Origin of the sequence: Streptomyces sp. NPDC052043, from assembly GCF_044548235.1 — a bacterium.
Taxonomy (GTDB): domain Bacteria; phylum Actinomycetota; class Actinomycetes; order Streptomycetales; family Streptomycetaceae; genus Streptomyces.
Genome location: NZ_JBIUBT010000018.1, coordinates 1 through 16110, shown reverse-complemented (window position 1 = coordinate 16110; position 16110 = coordinate 1). Strand labels below are relative to the sequence as shown.

12 protein-coding genes are annotated in these 16110 nt (G+C 67.6%); 1 reads left to right on the top strand and 11 read right to left on the bottom strand.

The window, feature by feature from the left end:
* The 11 genes from metH to ACIHCX_RS33440 form a co-directional block, all read right to left on the bottom strand.
* The gene (gene metH / locus ACIHCX_RS33490) at positions 1-3465 is read right to left on the bottom strand and encodes a methionine synthase (RefSeq protein ID WP_400036295.1); all 3465 of its coding nucleotides are present in this window, start codon (positions 3463-3465) and stop codon (positions 1-3) included.
* Positions 3462-4445 (bottom strand): carbohydrate kinase family protein, encoded by a 984-nt coding sequence (locus ACIHCX_RS33485; RefSeq protein ID WP_400036293.1) that lies wholly within the window; start codon positions 4443-4445, stop codon positions 3462-3464. The genes metH and ACIHCX_RS33485 overlap by 4 nt, the downstream gene beginning before the upstream one ends.
* Before the next feature lie 149 nt (positions 4446-4594).
* Positions 4595-5806 (bottom strand): methionine adenosyltransferase, encoded by a 1212-nt coding sequence (gene metK / locus ACIHCX_RS33480; RefSeq protein WP_400036291.1) that lies wholly within the window; start codon positions 5804-5806, stop codon positions 4595-4597.
* 107 nt (positions 5807-5913) lie between these two features.
* Positions 5914-6984, bottom strand: coding sequence for a methyltransferase (locus ACIHCX_RS33475; protein ID WP_400036288.1), 1071 nt, complete (start codon positions 6982-6984; stop codon positions 5914-5916).
* Between the two features lie 90 nt (positions 6985-7074).
* The gene (locus tag ACIHCX_RS33470) at positions 7075-8691 is read right to left on the bottom strand and encodes a class I adenylate-forming enzyme family protein (protein WP_400036286.1); all 1617 of its coding nucleotides are present in this window, start codon (positions 8689-8691) and stop codon (positions 7075-7077) included.
* Between the two features lie 143 nt (positions 8692-8834).
* Positions 8835-9209 (bottom strand): DoxX family protein, encoded by a 375-nt coding sequence (locus ACIHCX_RS33465; RefSeq protein WP_400036284.1) that lies wholly within the window; start codon positions 9207-9209, stop codon positions 8835-8837.
* Between the two features lie 11 nt (positions 9210-9220).
* Complete coding sequence (locus ACIHCX_RS33460) at positions 9221-10237, bottom strand: class I SAM-dependent methyltransferase (RefSeq protein WP_400036282.1); 1017 nt, start codon at positions 10235-10237, stop codon at positions 9221-9223.
* Entirely contained in the window at positions 10234-11391 is a 1158-nt protein-coding gene (locus tag ACIHCX_RS33455) for a DegT/DnrJ/EryC1/StrS family aminotransferase (protein ID WP_400036535.1), read from the bottom strand. The genes ACIHCX_RS33460 and ACIHCX_RS33455 overlap by 4 nt, the downstream gene beginning before the upstream one ends.
* Positions 11392-11399: 8 nt before the next feature.
* Positions 11400-11966 carry a cupin domain-containing protein gene (locus tag ACIHCX_RS33450; RefSeq protein ID WP_400036280.1) on the bottom strand — a complete coding sequence of 189 codons (567 nt, stop codon included), beginning with the start codon at positions 11964-11966 and terminating at the stop codon, positions 11400-11402.
* Between the two features lie 65 nt (positions 11967-12031).
* Positions 12032-13048 carry a type III polyketide synthase gene (locus ACIHCX_RS33445; protein WP_400036278.1) on the bottom strand — a complete coding sequence of 339 codons (1017 nt, stop codon included), beginning with the start codon at positions 13046-13048 and terminating at the stop codon, positions 12032-12034.
* 450 nt (positions 13049-13498) lie between these two features.
* The gene (locus ACIHCX_RS33440; protein WP_400036276.1) at positions 13499-14434 is read right to left on the bottom strand and encodes an aromatase/cyclase; all 936 of its coding nucleotides are present in this window, start codon (positions 14432-14434) and stop codon (positions 13499-13501) included.
* Between the two features lie 431 nt (positions 14435-14865).
* Between ACIHCX_RS33440 and ACIHCX_RS33435 the strand changes: the two genes are divergently transcribed.
* A complete protein-coding gene (locus ACIHCX_RS33435) occupies positions 14866-15978 on the top strand; it encodes a methyltransferase (RefSeq protein WP_400036274.1) in 1113 nt (370 codons plus the stop codon).
* Positions 15979-16110: the final 132 nt, after the last annotated feature.

Sequence of the window (16110 nt, the reverse complement as noted above, 5' to 3'; positions counted from 1 at the left end):
TCACGAACGGCCTCCCGCGTTGAAGTAGGACGCCTCGGGGTGGTGGACGACGATGGCGTCGGTGGACTGCTCGGGGTGGAGCTGGAACTCCTCGGAGAGCTGGACGCCGATCCGCTCGGGCTCCAGGAGCTGCGCGATCTTGGCGCGGTCCTGCAGGTCGGGGCAGGCGGGGTATCCCAGGGAGTAGCGGCAGCCCTGGTACTCGGTGCGGAACATGCCTTCCACGGCCGACGGATCGCTGCCGTCGATGCGGAGTTCGGTCCGGACGCGGGCGTGCCAGTACTCGGCGAGGGCCTCGGTCAACTGCACGGACACGCCGTGCAGTTCGAGGTAGTCGCGGTAGGAGTCGGAGGCGAACAGCTCGGCCGCGGCCTCGCCGATCTTCGAGCCGACAGTGACGACCTGGAGGCCGACCACGTCGGTCTCCCTGGACTCCTCCGGACGGAAGAAGTCTGCCAGGCACAGACGGCGGCCACGGCGCTGGCGCGGGAACGTGAACCGGGTCCGCTCGTTGCCCTCGTCGTCCAGGATGATCAGGTCGTCGCCTTTGGACACGCACGGGAAGTAGCCGTGCACCACGGCGGCTTCGAGCAGGTTCTCGGTACGCAGCCGGTCCAGCCACATGCGCAGCCGCGGCCGGCCCTCACTCTCGATCGTGTCGCCCTTCAGGCCCCACTGGCCCTTGAAGAGGGCGCCCTCGTCGAGCCAGGACGCGTACTCCTTGAGCTGGATGCCCTTGATGACGCGGGTGCCCCAGAACGGCGGTTCGGGGACCGGGTTGTCGAGGGCCACGTCGGAACGGCCGACGTCCTGCGGCTCGTCGAGGACCAATTCCCTCTGTGAAGCGCGGCGTTGCTTGAGTTCGGGGAGGGTAGCGCCGGGCACGCCCCGCTTAACCGCGATCAGCGCGTCCATCAGCCGCAGGCCCTCGAACGCGTCGCGGGCGTAGCGGACTTCGCCCTCGTAGATCTCGTGGAGGTCCTGCTCGACATAGGCCCGGGTCAGCGCCGCGCCGCCGAGGATCACCGGGAAGTCGGCCGCCAGCTTGCGCTGGTTGAGCTCCTCCAGGTTCTCCTTCATGATCACCGTCGACTTGACCAGCAGCCCCGACATCCCGATCACATCGGCCTTGTGCTCCTCGGCCGCCTCCAGGATCGCCGACACCGGCTGCTTGATCCCCAGATTGACCACGTTGTAGCCATTGTTCGACAGGATGATGTCGACCAGGTTCTTGCCTATGTCATGAACGTCACCACGCACCGTGGCCAGCACGATGGTGCCCTTGCCCTCCGCGTCGGACTTCTCCATGTGCGGCTCCAGGTAGGCGACCGCGTTCTTCATGACCTCGGCGGACTGGAGGACGAACGGCAGCTGCATCTGGCCGGAGCCGAACAGCTCGCCGACGACCTTCATGCCCTCCAGCAGCGTGTCGTTGACGATGTCCAGCGCCGGCCGGGACTGCAACGCCTCGTCCAGGTCCGCCTCCAGGCCGTTCCTCTCCCCGTCGATGATGCGCCGCCGCAGCCGCTCCTCCAGCGGCAGCGCCGCCAGTTCCTCGGCCTTGGCCGCGTTCAACGACTTCGCGGTGGCCCCCTCGAACAGCGCCATCAGCTTCTGCAGCGGGTCATAACCCTCCGCCCGCCGGTCATAGATCAAATCGAGGGCGGTGGTGACCTGCTCCTCGTCGAACCGGGCGATCGGCAGGATCTTGGACGCGTGCACGATCGCCGAATCCAGGCCGGCCTTCACACACTCGTCCAGGAACACGGAGTTGAGCACGATGCGGGCGGCCGGGTTCAGACCGAAGGAGATGTTCGACAGGCCCAGCGTGGCCTGCACCGCCGGGTGACGCTTCTTCAGCTCCCGGATCGCCTCGATGGTGGCGATGCCGTCGCCCCGGGACTCCTCCTGGCCGGTGCAGATCGTGAAGGTCAGACAGTCGATCAGGATGTCCGACTCCAAGATCCCCCAGTTCGCCGTCAAATCCTCGATCAGCCGCTCGGCGATGGCCACCTTGTGCTCGACCGTGCGGGCCTGGCCCTCCTCGTCGATGGTCAACGCGATCAGCGCCGCACCATGCTCCCGCGCCAGCCGCGTGACCTTCGCGAACCGCGACTCCGGACCGTCCCCGTCCTCGTAGTTCACCGAGTTGATGACCGCCCGGCCGCCCAGCTTCTCCAGCCCGGCCCGGATCACGTCCACCTCGGTCGAGTCCAGCACGATCGGCAGCGTCGACGCGGTCGCGAACCGGCCCGCCAGCTCCTCCATGTCCGCCACGCCGTCCCGGCCCACGTAGTCCACGCACAGATCCAGCATGTGCGCGCCCTCGCGGATCTGGTCCCGGGCCATCTCCACACAGTCGTCCCAGCGACCCTCCAGCATCGCCTCACGGAACTTCTTCGACCCGTTCGCGTTCGTCCGCTCACCGATCGCCATATACGCCGTGTCCTGACGGAACGGCACCGTCTGATACAGCGAGGCGGCCCCCGGCTCCGGACGCGGGGCGCGCTCGGTGGGCTGCATGCCCCGCACCCGCTCCACGACCTGGCGCAGATGCTCGGGCGTGGTGCCGCAGCAGCCGCCCACCAGGGAGAGCCCGTAGTCGCGCACGAACGTCTCCTGTGCGTCCGCCAGCTCCGGCGCCGACAGCGGATAGTGCGCACCGTCCTTGGTCAGCACCGGCAGGCCCGCGTTCGGCATCGCCGAGATCGGGATGCGGGAGTACCGGGAGAGGTAGCGCAGGTGCTCGCTCATCTCCACCGGGCCCGTCGCACAGTTCAGGCCGATCATGTCGATGCCCAGCGGCTCCAGCGCGGTCAACGCCGCACCGATCTCCGAACCCAGCAGCATCGTGCCGGTCGTCTCCACCGTCACCGAACAGATCAACGGCTGGTTGGTGCCCAGCGCGTCCAGGGCGCGACGAGCCCCCAGCAGGGCCGCCTTCGTCTGCAGCAGGTCCTGTGTCGTCTCCACCAGCAGCGCGTCCGCGCCACCGGCGATCAGGCCCTCGGCGTTCTGCTGATAGGCGTCCCGCAACGTCGTGTACGGGGCATGCCCCAACGTCGGCAGCTTCGTACCCGGACCCATCGAACCCAGCACCCAGCGCTGCTGCCCCGTCGACGCGGTGAACTCGTCCGCCACCTCACGTGCCACCCGCGCGCCCGACTCCGACAGCTCGTACACCCGCTCGGCGCTGTCGTACTCGCCCAGCGCCGCGTGGTTCGCACCGAAGGTATTCGTCTCCACACAGTCCACACCGACCGCGTAATACGCCTCGTGCACCGAACGCACCATGTCGGGACGGGTCAGATTGAGGATCTCGTTGCACCCCTCAAGGTTCTGGAAATCCTCGAGCGTGGGGTCCTGCGCCTGCAGCATGGTGCCCATCGCACCGTCGGCCACCACCACACGCGTGGCGAGAGCTTCGCGCAGGGCGGTGCAGCGCTCGCCCTGGACCGCACTCATGACACACCCGCAAGCCGCGGTTCGATGGCACGGGCGGCGTCGTCGCCGTACGTCTGGCCGATGCGGGCGATCAGGTCGGACGCGAGCAACTTGTACTCCTGCGTGCCGACCGACTCCAGAACGGTGGTGGCCATCGCGCAGCCGAGTTGGGCGGCCCGCTCCTGCGGCCACTGCCAAGCCACACCCGCGAGGAACCCGGCCCGGAAGGCGTCACCGGCCCCCGTCGGGTCGGCGACGCTCTCGGTGGCCACGGCCGGGACCACCAGCCGGGGCGCGCCTCGCCCGGCCAGGGACACTCCGTCCCCGGCCAGCGTGGTGATCCAGGTGCCGACTCTGTCGAGGAGATCGTTCTCGCTCCAGCCGGTGCGTTCCTGGAGGAGCGCCGATTCGTACTCGTTGGTGAACAACCATCGTGCGCCGCCGACGAGTTGACGGGCCTGTTCACGGTCGAGCCTGGCCAGCTGCTGGGAGGGGTCGGCCGCGACGGGGATGCCGACGCTGTGGGCCGCGGCGGTGTGCCGCAGCATGGCGTCGGGGTCGTCGGCTCCGACCAGGACGAGCGCGGGATCCTTGACCCGAGCGGCGATCGCGGCCAGATCGATCAGCGGGGCCTCGGCCATGGCACCGGTGTAGAAGGTGGCGATCTGGTTCTGGTCCATGTCGGTGGTGCACACAAAGCGTGCGGTGTGCAGGGTCTCGCTGACCCGCACCTCCGACGTGTCGACACCGTTCGCCCGAAGCCAGCTGCCGTATTCGGCGAAGTCCAGGCCCGCCGCGCCGACGAGCAGCGGGTCCAGGCCCAGTCGGCCGAGGCCGAAGGCGATGTTGGCGGCGACGCCGCCTCGGCGCACGTCGAGCCGGTCGGCGAGGAAGGACAGGGAGACCCGGTCCAGATGCTCCTCGATCAGCTGCTCGGCGAAGCGCCCGGGAAACACCATCAGGTGGTCGGTCGCTATCGATCCAGTCACGGCGAGACGCACGGGAGTACTCCTTGGACCTCGGGGACGTTCGGGGCGGTCTCGGTCGCCGGCGGCACAGCCGCAGGCGAAGGGCGGGAAACGGCAGGCCGGGGGGTGACCTGCCGCTCCCCACTGTTCGGGCGCCGAGGTATCCCCGCGGCGCCGCGCCGTCAGCCCGCGTCCACTGCGGTGCGCAGTGCCTCGGCGCGGTCGGTGCGCTCCCAGGTGAAGTCCGGCAACTCGCGGCCGAAGTGGCCGTAGGCGGCCGTCTGGGAGTAGATCGGGCGGAGCAGGTCGAGGTCGCGGATGATCGCGGCCGGACGCAGGTCGAAGACGGCTCCGACGGCCTCCGTGATCTTGTCCACGGCGACGGTGTTGGTGCCGAAGGTCTCGACGAAGAGGCCGACCGGCTCGGCCTTGCCGATCGCGTACGCGACCTGGACCTCGCAGCGTCCCGCCAGTCCCGCCGCGACGACGTTCTTGGCGACCCACCGCATCGCGTAGGCCGCCGAGCGGTCGACCTTGGACGGGTCCTTGCCGGAGAAGGCGCCACCGCCGTGCCTGGCGTGGCCGCCGTACGTGTCGATGATTATCTTGCGGCCGGTCAGCCCCGCGTCGCCCATCGGGCCGCCGATCTCGAAGCGGCCGGTCGGGTTGACCAGCAGGCGGTAGTTGTCGGTCTCCAGCTTGATGCCCTCGTCGGCGAGCTGCCCCAGCACATGCTCGACGACGTGCTCCCGGATGTCAGGGGTGAGCAGCGAATCCAGGTCGATGTCCGACGCGTGCTGCGAGGAGACCACGACCGTGTCCAGGCGGACCGGGCGGCTGCCCAAGTACTCGATGGTGACCTGGGTCTTGCCGTCGGGCCGCAGGTAGGGCACCGTGCCGTTCTTGCGGACCTCGGTCAGGCGGCGCGAGAGCCGGTGGGCCACCTCGATCGGCAGCGGCATCAACGTCGGTGTCTCGTCGCATGCGTAGCCGAACATCAGGCCCTGGTCGCCCGCACCCTGCTCGTCGAGCTCGTCGTCGTCGCCCTCGACGCGCTTCTCGTACGCCGTGTCCACGCCCTGCGCGATGTCCGGTGACTGTGCGCCGATGGACACCGAGACGCCGCAGGAGGCACCGTCGAAGCCCTTGGCCGATGCGTCGTAGCCGATGTCGACGATCTTTTCCCGTACCAGCGTGGCGATATCGGCGTACGCCGCGGTCGTCACCTCGCCGGCGACATGCACCTGACCGGTGGTGATGAGGGTTTCGACCGCGACGCGCGAGGTGGGGTCCCGCGTCAGCAGCGCGTCGAGAATCGTGTCGCTGATCTGGTCGGCGATCTTGTCGGGGTGGCCTTCGGTCACGGACTCCGAGGTGAACAGACGGCGGGGCATGGCTCTCCAGGACGGTGGTGGGTGGGCACGTGGCAACGGATCGGGGCGGCGCGGAGGGCCGCTGTGTCACACGGCGGCCCCCGCATGAAGGAGCCGGACGCGGCCGGTCAGGCGAGCTTTGTCGCTGACAGGATGGCCTGGACGGGAATGACATCCGGCGGAATCTCGCCGGAGTCCTTGGTCATCGCCTTGGTCACCTTGAACCCGCTCTCCTCCAGCCAGCTCTGATAGGTCGACAGCTTCTGCGGCCCGCCCTGTCCCATGGCGGCACCGATGAAGAAGGCCGGGAAGAAATCGACGTTGTAGTTGTCGGTCTCCTTGATGTCCTCGGGGTACACCGGCACCAGGATGTGCACCTCTCCCCCGACCTCGAGGGACTTGTTGACGCCGTCGAGGATCCGGCCCACGTCGTCCTTGTCGAACATGTCCAGGAAGTGCTTGATCAGGACGACGTCGAACCCCTTGGGTATCTCGTCGAAGACATTGCCGCCGACGAAGGAGAGATGTTCGGAAAGACCGTGGGCCCGGAAGTTCTCCAGGGCCTCGCTCTCCTTCTCCGGCAGGTCGAAGGTGGTCACCCGCAGCCCGGGAGAGGCCTTGTGCTGATAAGTGTGTATCGCCCCGAGCCCCGTGTTGCCGGCGACGTCGAGCACCCGGGCGCCGGAGGGGACATCGACGTTGGCGAAGAACCAGGGGTCGATGTTGGCGGTGACCGTGTTCATCAGCGTGAGCCAGGAGTCGTTCAGGTCCGGGTGTTCGGCCACAGCGTCGTACAAGGTGCCCTCGGCCCCGTAGAGCTCCTTGAGACCGACGACTGTGCCGCTCCGCACGCTCTCGGTGAGGTAGAACAGCTGGCGGAGCGCCGTGACCTTGATCAGGTTCATGTAGGCGAGCGCCCGCTTGAGATCGCTCTCGGCGACGTCCGCGAGCTGGTCGAGCGAGTAACCGCCGAATCCCTCGTCGTAGGCGACAAATCCCTCCTTGACCAGCAGGAACAGGAGTTGTTCCACTGCATCCGGCTTGGCGCCGACCGCCTTGCCGAGATCGGCCGCGGTCAGGCCCGGGGTGTCGCGGAGCCTGTCGACGATGCCGAGCTCGAACACGGACAGCAGGGTCATGAAACGCGAGGGCCCCACCATGAATTCACGAAACCGGGCGAGTATGGCGTCTGACGTCATTGCGGTGGTCCCCTTCGGGTGAGGTCGTCGAACGTGGTGGAGTGGTGCGCAGCCGGGACGTGGGGGGAACGAGAGCACAGGCGTGCCGTGTCAGGGCTGGTCGGACGGTGACCGCACGGCGTGGGCCGGGTCACCGAGCTGTTTCTTGAACCGGTCGGTCAGCGCGTTGCGCTGTACCTTCAGCGTGGCCGTCCGCGGCAGTTCGGCCTGTGGGATCTGGATCGGGTCGGCGAGCTGTGGGAAATCGGCGACGGCAGCGCGCCAGCGGGCACGGTCGAGCGGCTCGTCGTCGACGGTGCAGATCACCGGAATCGGCTCGGAGTTGGGGCCCTGGACCACCACCAGCTCGCTGAGCTCTGTCAGCTTGCCGAGGACGACATCCTCGATCTCCAGGGAGCTGCGCACCCCGGGGATCATGTCGACCTCTCTGTCGAGCATGTGCAGGCAGCCGAGCCTGGTGCGGTAGCCGACGTCGCCGGTGCGCCACCATGCGCCGTTCCGGTTGCTGTCGTAGCGGTCCTGCTCGGCGAAGTAGGTCTTCGCCAGACCGTCCCAGGCGACCTCGATGAAGCCGGGGTTCTTCGCGGACGGGGGCTGACCGTCCCGGCTCACCACACGGACCTTCGCGGCGCCCATGGGCATCGCCCAGCCGACACAACGCCCGTTCGCCTTGTGGGCGGAGCGACGGAAGTAGGCGCGTCCGACGGCCGGTCCGACCTCGCTCTGCCCATAGATCTGGAAGAACAGGGCCCCACGCCGCTCGGACGCCTTGAGCAGCTTGCTCATCGTCCCGGGGTGGATCGCGTCGAACGTACTGCTGAAGATCTTGACCGACCTGAACGGATTGCCCGGACCCTCGGTGAGCTCTTCCCACTCCATGAGCGAATTGGGCAGCGCCTCGATGAATCCCGGCTGGTGCCGGCGGAACTGTTCGGCCACCACGCCGAGGTCGGACTCCCGCATGAGCAGGACCGGGAATTCCTTGAGGAGCGCCAGGGACATCGCGGCGACCATCCGCGAGTGCACGAAGGGCACGTGGATCGCGACGGTCTCCTTCTTCCGCATCAGGGCAAGGAGTCGCCACTGCGGGATGAGGCGCATGCCCTGCGTGCGCGGTGTGTGCACGACGAGTTTGGGAATCCCGGTGGTGCCCGACGTGTGCGTGATCACGGCGGCCTCGTCGATCGGCCGGACCAGCGGCTCGACCCGTGGCGCATCGGCGAGTCCGGCGAGCGCGACGGCCCCGGGCCGGTCGCCGGACGAGGTGATGACCCGCCGGGTGATCGCGGCGAGCGGCACGTCGGCGAGGACCTCGAGCTTGGCCCCGTCGGTGAGCAGGGTCGGCCGGTCGACCCGCTCGATCAGGGCGGCGACGGTCGCGGCATCCAGGGCCGGCGACAGGTTCACGACGACCGCGCCGATGCGGGAGACCGCGGCGGCGAGCATCCAGTGGTCCGCGTTGGCGGTCTTGTAGAGCACGACTCGCTCGTCGGGCCGGACACCGGCCGCCCACAGGCGGGCCGCCAGTTCGTCCACGCACTCGGCGTACTGAGCCACCGTCAGGCGTCGTCCCAGCTCGGGGAAGACATCCAGATCATGGTCGAACGTGATCGGTGTGGACGGGTTCACCGCCGCGGCCATGGCCGGCAGGAGGCCGATGTGAAGTCCGCGTTTGCGTATCAAGTGGTAGGCCGTGGAGCCCTTCATCGGACTGTCTCCTTCACGGTGTTCGCTGTTCATGCGGGCTGTGATCGGCTCGGCCGGTGCGTCACACGGGACCGCCCGGCGTGCGCGAGCGCGACGCCGGGCGGTTCGGAATCGAGGATGAAGCCCTTGTTCGACAGGGCGGTTCAGAACGCGTAGGGACCGAAGCGTCCCCACACCACGACACCCGCCACGACGAGCAGGACCGTGCTGACCACAATCGCCTGGGGCTCGTGGCGGCGTATGTGCAGGACGGCCGCGCCGCCCATCAGGAGCATCAGGCCGACCGCGGCCAGCGGTACCAGAACCGGGGCGATGTCGAGCGCCGCGGGCAGGATCAGCCCCACCCCCACCAGTACTTCGAGGACACCGAGGCTCTTGACGGGGCCGGTGCCGAGGTCTTCGGCCCAGGCGAGGCCGGCGGCGGCCAGTTTCTCCGTGGGCCGGCTCAGCTTCAGGACACCACCGGCCAGGCAGGCCGTGCCCAGCACCGCCGCGATGATCCACAACGCGATGTTCACGAGCGTTCTCCTTACAGGACAGGGCGCCGCCGCTGGCGGGCGACGACCAAGGTGGCGGGCGGCGCGGAATGGAACGAGACGTCTTCGAAGCCGGCCTTGATGAGCCAGTCGTGGTAATCGGCCCGCCGCCAGGTGCCTCCCTGCTTGCTCTTAAGCAGCATCTCCGAGGCGAAGAGCAGCGGGAAGGCCGGGCCACTGCGGTCGTCGTCCACCACGTAGTCGCAGACCACGAGGGCTCCGCCGGGCTTGAGGGCCTTGCGGAGCCGGGTGAAGACCTCCACGTTGCCCTCGGGCCCCTCCTGATGGGCGATGTGGGAGTACAGGGCGACGTCGTACTGCCCGGTGCCGAAATCGGTGGTGTGGAAGTCGCCGTCGATGCAGGTGAACCGGTCGGCCACGCCCCGCTCCTCCAGCAGCCGGCGGGCGATCGCGTTGATCGGCTCCCAGTCGAGCTGGGTCGAGCGGGCGTCAGGATTGGCCTCCAGCCACACTGCGGAGTAGATGCCCGAGCCACCGCCCACGTCGAGGATCGAGATCGCGCCGGCCTCGGGAAGCCGCAGCACATCGGCGGCGATGGTCGCGGCCGGAACCGACTGCGCGGCGATGGCAGGGACGACCTCAGCCCAGTGCGGGTTGTCGGCGACCTCGGTCGCCACCTGTTTCACCGGGCCGCCGGTGCGCACCACTTCGGGCAGGTCCGCCAGAGCGTTCATGTGCGTCAGCTTGAGCTTGGCGAAACTGCTCAGCGAAGCGGGCGTGCCCTCGACCAGGTAGGCGGACGCCTCGGCGGTGTTGCGGTACCTGCCGTCCCGCAGGCCGACCAGGCCCACGCTGACCAATCCGTCGAGGAGCGTCTGGGCACCCCGCTCGGAGATCCCCGCCCGGATCGCCACATCGGCGGCGGTGTCCGCTCCGTTCTCGAGGTGGGTGAAGACGGAGTGGGTCGCCGACGCGCTGACGATGCCGGTGGCCCAATAGCCGTTGATGAGCCGCAGAATGCCGTCCGGTGACGGCTGGTTGTTCGTCATGCTGCCCCTCCCAGGACCCTTGTGTGCGCCGAGTTGGCCCGCAGCGCGGTGCGCACTGCTGCCACGACGCGTTCGACCTGGTTCTCGGTGAGCTCCGCGTGCATGGGTATGCCGAGATTGCGCTGGAAGAGATCCGCCGAGACCGGGCACTTCTGCCGCGCCTCGAAGGCGGGCTGGAGATGACTCGCCCACGTGCCGTGCAAGCAGCCGATTCCCTGGGCGCGCAGGTCGGTGGCGACCCCCGCACGGTCCACGGTCGGATCCAGCGTCACCAGATAGGACTGCCAGGCGTGCGTGCGGTCCAACGGCACGTGCGGCACCGCGAGGAGCTCTTCGTCGGCGAAGAGCTCGGCGTACTGTGCGGCGACGGCGCGTCGGCGTTCGAGCAGCTCGCCGATCCGGTCGATCTGCACCCTCAGGATCGCGGCGGCGATGTCGGACAGCTTGAAGTTGTAGCCGATCTCGGTGAAGCGTGGGATCGGCAGCCCGATGACCTGCGCCTGGTCGTAGATGCTGCCGATCCCGAAGGACGACCGCTGCCGGGCGTCCGCCCCGATGGCCGGGTCGGTGACGATCAGGGCCCCGCCCTCGCCGCTGGTGGCTCCCTTGCGCCCGTGGAAGGACAGACAGGCCACCTCGGCGAGCGCGCCCGCTTCGCGCCCCTGGTACGTCGCACCGACCGCGCAGGCGGCATCTTCGACCAGGAACAACCCGTGGCGGTCCGCGATCGCCTGCAGCTCCGTGTAGTCCGCGGGCAGGCCGACGGTGTCGACGGCGATGATGCCCACGGTGCGGGGGCCGACGAGATCGGCCACCGCCTGCGGGTCCACGGTGCCGGTGTCCGTGCGGACGTCGGCGAAGACCGGGGTCGCACCGACGTAGCGCACCGCATGGGCGGGTGCCGGGAACGTGTAATCGGCGACGATCACCTCGTCTCCGGGCTTGACGCGGAACGCGAGCATCGCGAGGTGCAGCGCGGCTCCGCAGTTGCTGACCGCTACCGCGTCACCGGCCCCGTACCGCTGCTTCAGCTGAGCCTCCAGGGCCTTGCCCTGCGGCCCCTGTCCGGACGGCCAGCCGGAGGCAAAGACCTCGGCGACGGCTGCCAGTTCCTGCTTACCGAGACTCGCGTGAACCAGGGGAATGTTGTCCATGGTGGTGGTCATCTCTGTTGTGCTCCACGCTCTGTTGCCGACGGAGGATCGAGCAGGGTGGGAGGGTCGTAGCGCAGCGGCGTGAGTTGATCGACGTCATAGCGCCGTCGCATGTCCTCCACTGCCGCGGGATCCACCGACGTGCCGGCCGCCCAGATCTTTGCGATCTCCTCGAAGTAGCGCTCGTGGACGGGCGAGGGGAGACACTGGAAGAGCATGCGTGCCGGTTCGTCCGAGGCGTTGCGGAAGGCGTGCGGGGTGCCCGGGGGGACGAACATGCAGGCTCCCTCGGTCGCCCTGACGACGCGGTCTCCGTCGGGAGATTCCCAGTCGTGCCAGTTCTCTTCCGTACGCCGAGTCGGTTCGAATGCCAGGAGCTGCAGCTCCCCCTCCAGTACGTAGAAGAACTCCTGCGCATCGCTGTGCACATGTGCCCCGACGTCGAAGCCGGGCGGCACGACCACCTCGAAGATCGATACGGAGGATCCTTGTGCCTCGGTGGCCTTGAAGGTGACTTCCTGTGCCCTGGTGGTGATCTTTCGCCCCTGGCCGGGCGGAACGATGAGGCCAGTCATGGGATTCGCTTCCTTTGTCCGCGCGGAAACTCGCTCAGGGGAGGGACCGGCGCATCCGGTGCTCGTCAGAGAACGTCGACCGGTGCGTCGACGCTCCACCGGCCGAGTGCCATCTCAGCAGTGATCCCGGGACCGAATCCCGCGATCAGGCCGGTGGTCTCAGGGGCGGGCGCGTCCTCTTCGAACAGCCTGCGGGCCGCTTCGAGCACGACGGCGCTGGCGATGTTGCCGTACTCGTTCAAGGTCGCCCAGCTGTGCCGGAAGACACTGCGGTCGACGTCCAGGAACTTGGCGAGATCGTCCAGGATCCGCGGGCCGCCGGCGTGCACGATGTAGAAGTCGAGCTTTCCGACATCCCAGCTGTGATCCTTCGCGAACTCGCGCAGTACCGGTGCCAGGGGCTCCATCGTTCCGGGCACGCGACGGTCGAGCTGGAAGTGGAAGCCGGTGTCCTTCACTGCGTAGGAGATCCAGTCCTCGGTGTTCGGGATGAGGTAGGAGGCGTTGCGCTCCAGCTCGATGCCGAATCCGCCGTTGCCGCGCACGACGGCGGCCGCGACCGCGTCACCGAACAGGCCGTCGGACAGCAGGGAACCGATGTCGTCGGCATCGGGCTGGTAGCACAGCGAGCACAGCTCGCAGGAGACGATCAGCACATTGCTGCCGGGGTGCGCCACGCAGAAGTCGTGGGCCCGGTTGATCGCCGCGCCGCCCGCGGCACACCCGAGCTGCGCGATGGGTATCTGCCGGGTGTCGGGCCGGAATCCGACCTTGTTGATCAGCCATGCGGTCAGCGACGGCATGAGGAACCCGGTGCACGACACATAGATGATCGCGTCGATGTCACGAGCCGCCACTTCCGCGTTCTGCAGGGCCTGCTCGATGACCTCGGGGCACCGCTTCTTCGATTCGTACTCGTAGATCCGGTTTCGTTCCGTCAGGCCCGGGTGGCGAAGCGTCTCCTCGATGGGCTGAACGATATGCCGCTTCTGCACTCCGGTGTTCCGAATCAGCCGCAGGGCCAGGGGAAGCTGTGGCTTTCCGGCATGGACCCTTTCGGCGAACTCCAGAGTCTCGTCCATCGTGATGACGTGTTCTGGCGCATTCATCGCAGGCTTGCATAGCCTTGGCATATCTGGGGTCTACCTTCTCTAGACTCTGCCTTCTGCACGTGCGGAACTGCGCACAGCCTCGAGGGAACGCATTCGCGAGGTCGCTCCCGTCCAGCGGTGGCTCGTGGCGCGCGGTGGCGGTCGCGGTGACGCCGAACCGGCTTGCGGCGGGCTCGGCCGAGGCTCCGCCAGCCAAGCGGATACGCAAAGCGCCACAGCGCGCAGGGGGTTGAACGACAAAAGGGCCCGTGTCAGAGCGACACGGACCCGAGGGCGTTTCAACCCGCCACACCGAAGCAATTTTGAGCAGGGGTGGCGTGCTGAAATAGTGACACGGGCGGCACCTGCACACCAAGAGAACCTCCATGTGACGTAGGTCACAATAGAGAGAGCCGGCGGCGAACCGGCCGGGCGAGCAGGTCAGGCTCCGTGGACCGGTGCGGGGTGCAGCATGCGCACGGCGCTCTCCGCATGCTCTTTGGCCCGGCCGAGCAGGGCCCTGCTGCGCCGGCCGAGCGTCTCACGCACATTCCGGCGGGCCTGCGCGAGGTCCGCGCGGTCACTCAGAACGGCGGGGATGCCCTCGTCGCGGAGCACGACGCTGTGCTGTGCGACGACGGTGACCCCGGTCTCGTCCGGAACGACGGACCATTCACCGACGTGTGCCGCCAACAGGGCGGGCAGCGCGGTCTGTTTGTGGATGATGCGACCCGCGTGCGGGAAACAGATCCGGATCGAGCCGGTGGTCTGCGGACCGCGCTCGGTCAGCGTCTCCATGGCCATGCGCTGCACGCCGGGCGAGTCCTCGGTGAGATCGACGCGGGCGATGTCCGGCACGGACTCGGGCCAGGCGTCGGCCCGGTACAGGAAGTCGTAGACCAGCTCCGGCGGGCCGTTGACACGTATCGATTCCTCGAAGGACAGCACCAGTTCGTCCAGGTGCCTCCACCGCTCGGCGCATCCCTTCAGGTCCGCGAGCTGGATGTGGCTGCTCTCGTCGGCGAACTGCTCGTGCCACGCCACGGCGTCGGACCGGTCCTGGCCGGCACCGAGGTGATACTCCAGCAGCAGCTCGGTGTCACCCGGCCCCGCGTCACGCATGCTCATGGTCCCGGCCATGAAATCCGGTGGGCAGAGCGGCAGTTCCTGATGGAACTCGACGCGTCGCTCGACCGGATCCAGACGCCGCCACACGGTCCAGGAGGTCAGCCGGCCGTCCATGAGGGACCACGTCCGCAGCCGGTCCCGTTCGCCGTCGAACTCCAAACGCTCCACGTGTATTTTCGAGGAGAGGAACAACGGCCATTTCTCCGCGTCGGCGAGCAGGGCGTAGACCACTCCGGCAGGTGCTGCCACAAGCACCTGGTGCCTCGTCCGGTCCGCAAAATCAACAGACATTCCCACACCTCTCCCCTTCGCACTGCGCATCGCGGCTCGAAAACAACCGCCCCGTGGGCCCGGACGGATCACGACCACGCACGAACAAGAGGTGCCCCGGACGGTACGCAGCCGGGCTCATCCGACAAGACGCCTTCCGCTTCTGGTCGCACGGGGCGCGGTTCGAGAATTGCTGGACCGTCTCGACTGTGGCTCGAGGCCGGGTGGAGGCGCCCTTCCAAGAAGGCCCCTTGAGCACATCTCAAGCCCCTTTCAAGCGCTGTGCGCGATACTCCCGTGGGAGGACTGCCACCACAACTTTCCTGTTCGCCAGTGGAATTGCCACGGCTTCGCTCCCCCTGCCGAACCGACGTCAACCGGATCCGCAAAGGCCTCCACACCACGGGCGAGTGCTCCTCATTGCGCAGCAGACCGATTCGAAGGGAACGGCAATGACACCTGAAGCCACGCTCGCCCGATTCCGCGAGTACATGGTGGGCCCGACGCGATTCATGAACCTGCTGTCCTGCTTCGAACTCGGCATCGTCGACAGGCTGCGGGAGAACCCCGGCTCGACCGCGGCCGAGATCGGCGAGGACGTCGGCGCCCGGCCCGATGCCGTGGAGCAGCTGCTGCATCTGCTGGTCAAGGAGCAGTTCGTCGCGCACGACGAGGGCACTGGCGGCTACCGCCTCGATGCGCTCGCCGACATCGCCGACACCGACCTCCAGCGGGTGCTCGCTTTCATGAACATGGTGAAGATCGTCATCATCAGGCAGATGTTCCATCTCACCGAGAGCGTGCAGACCAGCACCGTCGTCGGCCTGGACAAGCTCTTCGGGTTCAAGGGCAACCTGTTCGGCGCGCTGGCCGAGGTGGGGGAACTGCGCGACGCCTGGCTGCGGTTGGCACAGATCGAGACGGCCAGCGTCTATCCCTGGTACTTCCGGACCATCGACATACCGGTCGGCGCTCGCGTGCTCGACGTGCTCGGCGGCAACGGCCTCGGAGCGATCATGGCCCATCAGCTGAAGGCGTCACCGGGTCTTCACGTGACGACCTTCGATCGGCCCCAGTTCGAGGAAGAGTGCCTGCGCAACTTCAAGGCCCAGGGAATGGAAGACCGCTGCTCGTTCATCGGCGGGAATGTCATCGAGGACATTCCCAAGGGATTCGACGTAGTCATGATCAAGCATTTCCTGGACATGTTCGACAAGGACGAGGTGTTCAAGATCTTCGAGGGCGCCAACAGGGCCCTGGAAGTCGGCGGGAAGATCATCCTGCTGGTTCCGGTCTATCCCGAGGACATCAAGGAGACCGGCGACTATCAGGCCGACTTCTTCCCGACCTTCATACTCGGCAGCGCCCTCGGAAAGGGCGGTGCGCAGAAGGTGTCGACGTACGAAAGCTGGCTTGAGGAGAACGGGTTCGAGGTCACCGAGGTGATCGCCAAGGACCCTGCCGACGTCCCCTCGGACGCCATCATCACCCGGGTCACGATCTGCGCGACGAAGACATCGTGACCGGCACCGGCGAAGAACCACTAGGAAAGGAAGCCGACATGGCATCTGTGAATGTTGCGATTGTGTATTACAGCCAGACGGGGACGGTGTATTCGCTGGCTCGGGCTGTGGCTGAGGGGGCGGAGAAGGCGG